Here is a 7,526-nt window from a genome sequence, read left to right on the forward strand (position 1 = left end):
GCAGGCCACCTTCTCCCGCAAGGGGAGAAGGAAGCGAAACTCTTAGGCCAGCTCGAACGGCTCCAGGCCCGCCAGGCGCATGGCCTTCGGGCGTTCGGGGATTTGCCGGGGCTTAACACCCTTCACGGCGTCGGCCACGTGGCGAATGTGGTCGGGCGTCGTGCCGCAGCAGCCGCCCAGGATGTTCACCAGGCCCCGGCTGGCCCACTCGTGCAGTTCGTGGGCCGTCTGGTGGGCTTCCTCGTCATATTCCCCAAAGGCGTTGGGCAGGCCGGCGTTGGGATAGGCGCTCACCAGGGTGTCGGCCACGCGGGAAAGCTCGGCGATGTGCGGCCGCATCAGGTCGGCGCCGAGCGCACAGTTCAAGCCGATGGCGAAGGGCTTGGCGTGCTTCACCGAGTTCCAGAACGCCTCCACCGTCTGGCCCGACAGGGTGCGGCCCGAGCGGTCGGTGATGGTCCCGGAGATCCAGATCGGCAGAGGCTCGTAGCCCTCGTCCTCCATGTCCAGGATCACCTTGATGGCGGCCTTGCAGTTCAGCGTGTCGGTGATCGTCTCGATCAGGAACATGTCCACGCCCCCGTCGTGCAGGGCGACCATCTGCTCGCGATAGGCGGTGTAGACCTCGTCGAAGGTCACCAGCCGCGCCCCGGGATCGTTCACGTCCGACGACATCGACAGCATCTTGTTCAGCGGCCCCACCGAGCCCGCCACGAAGCGCGGCTTGTGCGGCTCCTTGGCGGTCCAGGCGTCGGCCCGCTCACGGGCGATCCGTGCGCCCTCGAAATTGATGTCGCGGACCGCGCTCTCCAACTCGTAGTCGGCCTGGGCGATGGTGGTGGCCGAGAAGGTGTTGGTCTCGCTGATGTCCGCGCCCGCGCCATAGTACTGGTCGTGCAGATCACCGACGATGTCGGGCCGCGTCAGGCACAGGATATCGTTGTTGCCCTTCAGCTGGCCGGGATGGTTCTTGAACCGCTCGCCGCGATAGTCGGCCTCGTCCAGCTTGCGCTTCTGGAACATCACCCCCCAGGAGCCGTCGAGGATCAGCACCCGCTCTCGCGAGATTTGCTTCAGCTTTTCAATTCGTTCCGAGCGCAGGCTCATGCGGCTTTCTCCGTCGGCTCTTCCCGCACGCCCAGCACCCGGCAGATGGCGTAAACGAGGTCGGCCCTGTTCAGGGTATAGAAATGGAAGTCCGAGAACCCCTCCTCCACCAGCCGCGCGCACATCTCGGCGGCGACGGAGCAGGCCAGCAGCTTGCGGGTTTCGGGGTCGTCATCGAGGCCTTCGAACAGGTTGCCCAGCCAGCCCGGCAGCGTGACGCCGATGCGCTGGGACATGTTCTTCAGCCCCTCATAGCTGCTCACCGGCATGATGCCGGGCAGGATCGGAACCGTGACCCCGGCCTTGCGGATCTTCTCGACGAACCGCAGGTAGCCGTCGATGTCGAAGAAGAAGTTGCTGATCGCCCGGGTGGCCCCGGCGTCGATCTTGGCCTTCAGGACATCGATGTCGTGATCCACGGACGGGCTCTCCGGGTGGATCTGCGGATAGACGCCGATACTGACGTCGAAGTCGCCGATCGCGCGGATGCCGGCCGTCAGCTCCGTGGCGTTCTGGTAGCCGTCGGTGCGGGGCACGTAGGCGCCGCCCAGCGAACCCGGCGGATCGCCGCGCAGGGCCACGATGTGGCGGATGCCGGCGTCCCAGTAGTCTTGAATCACCTCGTCCACCTCGGCGCGGCTGGCCTCGACGCAGGTCAGGTGGGCGGCAGGCCGCAGGGTCGTCTCATTGAGCATCCGCACCACCGTCCGGTGGGTGCGGTCACGGGTCGAGCCGCCGGCCCCATAGGTCACCGAGACGAAGGACGGGTTCAGGGGCTCCAGCCGACGGATGGCCTCCCACAGGCTCTCCTCGCTCTTCGGCCCCTTCGGCGGCGAGAACTCGAACGAGACGGAGGGGCGCTTGGCCAGGCCCGCGCCGGCGCGCGCCACCGGTCCCAGCGCGGTTTCCAGCGGGCTCATGCGGCGCTCCTCTCGGCTTGGCGGACGCGCTCGGCGGTCCAGATCTTGACGGTCAGGCCCTCGCCCCGTGCGGGCGGCAGGGCCTCGGCGCGAACCCGGGTCAGGCCGGCCTCGTTCATCCAGCGCTCCATCTCGGCCTCGGCGAAACCGAGACGACGGTGCTGGTGCTGCTCACGCAGGAATTCCAGGCTGTGGGGGGCGAAGTCGACGATGATCAGCCGGCCGTCCTCTGCCACCAGCCGGGCGGCTTCGCGCACGGCGGCGGCGGGATCGCCCAGATAGTGCAGCACCTGGTGGACCACCACGAGATCGGCGCTCTGGCCCGGCAGGCGGGTGCCGAAGATATCTCCGTGGCGCAGCTCGCAACGCTCCAGTCCGGAGTCGGCCACGTGTCGCCGGGCGATGTTCAGCATCTGCTGTGACAAATCGAGCCCAACGGCCGCTTGGGCATTCGGCCCGAGGAGCGTCAGCATCCGGCCGGTGCCTGAGCCGAGGTCCACCAGCCGCTTGAAGGGGCCAGGTCCGGCGGCCTTCAGCACCGCGGCCTCGACGGCGGTTTCGGAGACATAGAGCGAGCGGATCTCGTCCCAGCGGGCGGCGTTGCGGGCGAAATACTCCCCGGCCTCGGTGGAGCGCTCGTCGCGCACCGCCTGCAGGCGTTCGGCGTCACGGACCAGGATCGGATCGGCGGGATCGACGGCGGCCAGGGTCTCGTCGGCCAGACGCCGCGCCAGCCCCCCGGCCACCAGCCGGTAGAAGACCCAGGCGCCGTCCGGGAACCGCTCCACCAGACCGGCCTCGGCCAGCAGTTTCAGATGGCGCGAGACGCGGGGCTGGCTCTGGTCCAGAACCTTGCACAGCTCCAGCACCGCCAGCTCCTCATGGGAGAGCAGGGCGAGGATACGCAGGCGCGACGGCTCGCCCGCCGCACGCAACACTTCCACAGCCTGGATCGCCGAGAGACTCATGATCACATAAAGATATCTTTATGTCTTTATGTCAAGCCTCGGGAAGGGCCTCCGCCGGCTGCCAGAGCTCGATCTTCAGGCCCGCCGGATCCATCAGCCAGGCGAAGCGGCCATTGGCGTCGGAGTCGTCGCGGCCGGTGGGTTCCACCCCTTCGGCGGCGGCGCGGGCCAGCACGCCGTCCATATCATTGACAATGAAATTGATCATGAACGGCGAGGTCGACGGCTCGAAATAGGTGGTGTCGGCCTTGAACGGCGACCAGATGGTGTAGCCCCGGTCTCCGTGCGGCCACATCGCGCCAGCCCACGCGCCGCCGCCGAACCCCAGCACGCGATCGTACCAGGCGGCCAGGGCCGCCGGGTCTGAAGCCTTGAAGAAAACACCACCAATTCCAAGCACTTTAGCCATGATCCTGAACTCCTGGTTCTAGGCCGAGACCGGGCTCAACAGCGCCTCACCGGCGAAGTGGCGGCGCAGGTTCTCGAAGGTCTGGGCGATCATCGACGGCAGGGAGCCCACCGTGCCGCCGGCGCTGTGGGGGGTCAGCACGGTGTTCGGCACGCCCTCCCAGCGCTCCGCAGGCGTCGGCTCCTGCGCGAAGACGTCGAGTCCCGCCCGGCCCAGGCGGCCGTCCTTCAGGGCCGCGATCAGGGCGTCCTCGTCGATCACCGAACCGCGCGAGACGTTGACGATCATCCCCTTGGGTCCCACGGCCTCAATCACCGCGGCGTCCACCGCCTGGCGGTTGGAAACATCGGCGCGGCAAGCCACCACCAGGATGTCGCTGGCCTCCGCCAAGGCCAGCAGGCTCGCCGCGCGGGGCCAGGCGGCGTCGGGCTTGGCGTTCGGGCCCCACCAGGCGACGGTCATGCCGAAGGCCTCGACCCGCCTGGCCACCGCCACGCCGATGTGTCCCAGCCCCATGATCCCCACCTTGCGGCCGCTCAGGCCCGGTCCGACCGCCATGCGGTCATGGTTCCAGCGCCCGGCCCGCAGCATGCGGTCACCGGCGGCGATATTGCGCCAGCCGCCGATCAGCAGGCCCAGGGCATGGTCGGCCACATCCTCGGCGTTCAGCCCGTCGGCGTGGGACACCTCGATCCCTCGCGCCCGGCACCAGGGCACGTCGACCCCGTCATAGCCGACGCTGACATTGGCGATCAGCTTCAGGTTCGGCAGCGTCTCCAGGAAGTCGGGCGTCAGATAGATTTCGCCGGCATGGACGATGGCCTCCACGGCCTGCGCCTCGCCCTTGGCCATCTCCCAGCGCCGCACGACGCCATAGCCCTGCGCCTCCAGCCCCGCCTGCATGGGCGACAGCATCGGGTGGGAGATCAGCAGGGTGTGGGACATGGGACGCTCCGGAAGGACGGTCCTCTATAGCCGCTCAGTCGATCCCCGCCAGCACGCCGCCCAGGATCTCGGTCAGCTCGCCGATCTGCGCCTCCGATATGATCAGCGGCGGCGACAGCGCGATGATGTCGCCCGTCGCCCGCACCAGTAGGCCCGCCGCCAGGGCCTTCACCAGCACCTCATAGCCACGAGCCCCCGGCGCCCCGTCGCGGGGCGACAGCTCGATGGCGCCCATCAGGCCCACATTGCGGATGTCGATGACGTGAGGTCGGGTGTGCAGCCCATGCAGCGCCGCCTCCCACAGGGGCGCCATGGCCGCCACCCGGGCGAACAGGTCCTCGCGGGCATAGATCTCCAGCACCGCCAGTCCCGCCGCGCAGGCCACCGGATGGCCGGAATAGGTGTAGCCGTGGAAGAACTCGATCGCGCCCTCCGGCCCCTGGACGATGGCGTCGTGCACGCTCCGCTTCACGAACACCGCCCCCATCGGCACCACCCCGTTGGTCAGCCCCTTGGCCGTGGTCATGATGTCCGGGGTCACCCCGAAGGCCTGGGCGGCGAAGGGCGCGCCCACCCGTCCGAACCCGGTGATCACCTCGTCGAAGATCAGCAGGATGCCGTGCCGGTCGCAGATCTCCCGCAAGCGCGCCAGATAGCCCAACGGCGGCGGCAGCACGCCCGCCGATCCCGCCACCGGCTCGACGATGACGGCGGCGATGGTCTCGGCCCCGTGCAGGGCGATCAGCCCCTCGAGCGCGTCGGCCCTCTCCGCCCCGTGGGTGGGCAGCCCCCGCGAAAAGGCGTTGCGCGCCAGGTCATAGGTCGACGGCAGGTGATCGACGCCGGGCAGGGTGACGAAGGTCCGCCGGTTGTTCACCAGCCCCCCCACCGACAGGCCGCCGAACCCGACGCCGTGATAGCCCTTCTCCCGGCCGATCAGCTTGACCCTCTGCCCCTCGCCGCGCGCCCGGTGATAGGCCATGGCGATCTTCAGCGCCGTATCCACCGACTCCGACCCGGAATTGGTGAAGAACACCCGGTCCATGCCCGGCGGCGAAATCTGCGTAAGCCGCTGCGCGAACTCGAACCCGATCGGGTGGCCCATCTGGAAGGACGGCGCGAAGTCGAGCGTCATCAACTGCCGATGTACGGCGTCAGCGATCTCCGCGCGCCCATGCCCCGCATTGACGCACCACAGCCCCGAGGTCCCGTCCAGCACCTCCTGGCCCTCCACCGTGCGGTAGTACATGCCGCTGGCCTGCGCCAACAGACGCGGCTGCGCCTTGAACCGCCGGTTGGCGGTGAAGGGCATCCACCAGGCCGCCAGGTCGGGGCGGTTGTCTCCGAAGTCGGCGCTCATGCTTGGGTCCTCCCTGACCGCCACGAGATCACGTCCTCGGCAGGCCCGCCACCTGATTGAGGCGCGGGCGCCCGCTTGACGGCCTCCGCGCGTGCGATCAAAACCAGCCATGATCCGCCTCATCGCCACCGACCTCGACGGCACCCTGCTGCGTCGCGACGGCTCGATCTCGACGCGCACGCGCACCGCCCTGGCCAATGCCCGTGAGGCGGGCATCGCCGTGGCCTTCGTCACCGCGCGGCCGCCCCGCGACGTCCACCACATCGCCGACGACCTGGGCATCACCGGCCTGGCCGTCTGCTCCAACGGCGCCCTGATCTACGACCTGGCCGAGAGCCGGGTCATGCGCGCGGAGCCCCTGCCCACCGCCATCGCCCTGGAGCTGATCGGCGAACTTCGCAACTCAGATCCGCACTTCAGCTTCGCCACCGAGCACGGCCACAAGGTTGGCCGCGAGGACGCCTTCCCCACCGCGATGTTCGAGGGTTTCGTCCACCACCATGAGCCGCGCGTGGACCTTGTCCACAGCCTCTGTGACGAAGACCTGATCAAGATTCTGGTCCATCATCCGGTCCACGAGATCGACCACCTGCACGCCCTGATCCGGTCCCTGGCCGGTGATCGCGTGGCCGTCACCCACTCCGGCGCCCCCTTCGTGGAGTTCGGAGCCCTGGGCGTCTCCAAGGCCAGCGGCCTGCTGCACCTGGGCGCCGACCTGGGGATCGAGGCCCACGAGATCATCGCCTTCGGCGACATGCCCAACGACATCCCCATGCTCACCGTCGCCGGCCGCGGCGTCGCCGTCGCCAACGCCCACCCCCACGTCCTATCCGCCGCCGACGAGACCACCGCCGCCAACGAGGACGACGGCGTGGCCAGGGTCATCGAGACCTTGCTGGGGTGAGCCGGCCCGGCCGCTGATTTTTCTAAGCCAGGCTGTGGGAACGAACTCCGGATGTTGGGCGCTGGTCAGCCTCAATCTCCGGAGGAAACTGCAATGCGAAAGACCCTGGTAGCCCTCACGGGCGCCGCCCTCACCCTGGCCCTCATGGGGGCCTGCTCCAAGCCCGCCTCTGAAACCGCCGCCGACACCTCCAATGCCGCCGTCGACGCCGGCGCCAACGTCGCGGCCCCGGGCGGCGCGGTCTCCCCGCCCGCCGCCAATGACGCGATCGACACCGGCGCGACCGCCTCCGACACCGCCCCCGAGGCCGCCTCCAACTCCTTCACCGAGGGCCAGGCCAGGGGCCACATCGAGTCCGCCGGCTACACCGGCGTCACCGGCCTCACCAAGGGCGCCGACGGTCTCTGGACCGCCAAGGCCATGAAGGACGGCAAGACCATGGACGTCTCGCTCGACTTCAAGGGCGCCGTCACCGCCCGCTAACCCTCAAACCCAAGGAGCTCATCATGAGCCGCACCATTTCGCGCCTGTTCGACACCCATACCCAAGCCATGACCGCCGTCTCCGAACTGGAGCGCGCGGGCATTTCCCACAACGATATCAGCCTGGTGGCCAGCAACGCCGACAACTGGCACGACGGCCACCGTCACCACACCGCCGACCTCGACGACGACAATGAGACCGCCGAAGGCGCGGCCGAGGGCGCCACTGCGGGCGGCCTGATCGGCGCGGGCGGCGGCCTGCTCGCCGGTCTCGGCATGCTGGCCATCCCTGGGCTGGGCCCCGTGGTCGCCGCCGGCTGGCTGGTCTCCACCGTGGTCGGAGCGGCCCCGGCGCCCGCGGCCGCACCGACCACCGTGGAGACCAACCAACCCGCGGCCACCACGGGGCCCACCCCAAGGATTGCCAGCAA

General features: G+C 68.9%; 8 protein-coding genes and 1 pseudogene. 3 read left to right on the top strand and 6 right to left on the bottom strand.

Translation table 11 applies throughout. From position 1 onward, the window contains the following. Positions 1-42: 42 nt before the first annotated feature. Genes AAC997_RS02265 through AAC997_RS02290 form a run of 6 tightly spaced genes read right to left on the bottom strand, consistent with a single transcriptional unit; the run spans position 43 to position 5,709 of the window. Entirely contained in the window at positions 43-1,107 is a 1,065-nt protein-coding gene (locus tag AAC997_RS02265; protein WP_340644077.1) for a homocysteine S-methyltransferase family protein, read from the bottom strand. Further along, entirely contained in the window at positions 1,104-2,027 is a 924-nt protein-coding gene (gene metF / locus AAC997_RS02270; RefSeq protein WP_340644078.1) for a methylenetetrahydrofolate reductase [NAD(P)H], read from the bottom strand. Before metF ends, AAC997_RS02265 begins: the two co-directional genes overlap by 4 nt. Further along, entirely contained in the window at positions 2,024-2,995 is a 972-nt protein-coding gene (locus AAC997_RS02275; protein WP_340644080.1) for a metalloregulator ArsR/SmtB family transcription factor, read from the bottom strand. Before AAC997_RS02275 ends, metF begins: the two co-directional genes overlap by 4 nt. 31 nt (positions 2,996-3,026) lie before the next feature. Further along, positions 3,027-3,404 (bottom strand): VOC family protein, encoded by a 378-nt coding sequence (locus AAC997_RS02280; RefSeq protein ID WP_340644081.1) that lies wholly within the window; start codon positions 3,402-3,404, stop codon positions 3,027-3,029. An 18-nt stretch (positions 3,405-3,422) separates the two neighbouring features. Next, entirely contained in the window at positions 3,423-4,349 is a 927-nt protein-coding gene (locus tag AAC997_RS02285; RefSeq protein ID WP_340644082.1) for a 2-hydroxyacid dehydrogenase, read from the bottom strand. A gap of 34 nt (positions 4,350-4,383) precedes the next feature. Then, positions 4,384-5,709 (bottom strand): aspartate aminotransferase family protein, encoded by a 1,326-nt coding sequence (locus AAC997_RS02290; protein ID WP_340644083.1) that lies wholly within the window; start codon positions 5,707-5,709, stop codon positions 4,384-4,386. Between the two features lie 109 nt (positions 5,710-5,818). Here AAC997_RS02290 and AAC997_RS02295 point away from each other — a divergent pair, with 109 nt between their 5' ends. From AAC997_RS02295 to AAC997_RS02305, 3 genes and pseudogenes are all read left to right on the top strand, one after another. Then, the gene (locus AAC997_RS02295) at positions 5,819-6,613 is read left to right on the top strand and encodes an HAD family hydrolase (protein ID WP_340644084.1); all 795 of its coding nucleotides are present in this window, start codon (positions 5,819-5,821) and stop codon (positions 6,611-6,613) included. 93 nt (positions 6,614-6,706) lie between these two features. Continuing rightward, positions 6,707-7,096: a hypothetical protein gene (locus AAC997_RS02300; protein WP_340644085.1), complete on the top strand. Its 390-nt coding sequence runs from the start codon at positions 6,707-6,709 to the stop codon at positions 7,094-7,096. Between the two features lie 23 nt (positions 7,097-7,119). Beyond that, a pseudogene (locus AAC997_RS02305) lies at positions 7,120-7,526 on the top strand (hypothetical protein); the annotation flags it as partial.

Source organism: Phenylobacterium sp. (assembly GCF_037968635.1).
Taxonomy (GTDB): domain Bacteria; phylum Pseudomonadota; class Alphaproteobacteria; order Caulobacterales; family Caulobacteraceae; genus Phenylobacterium.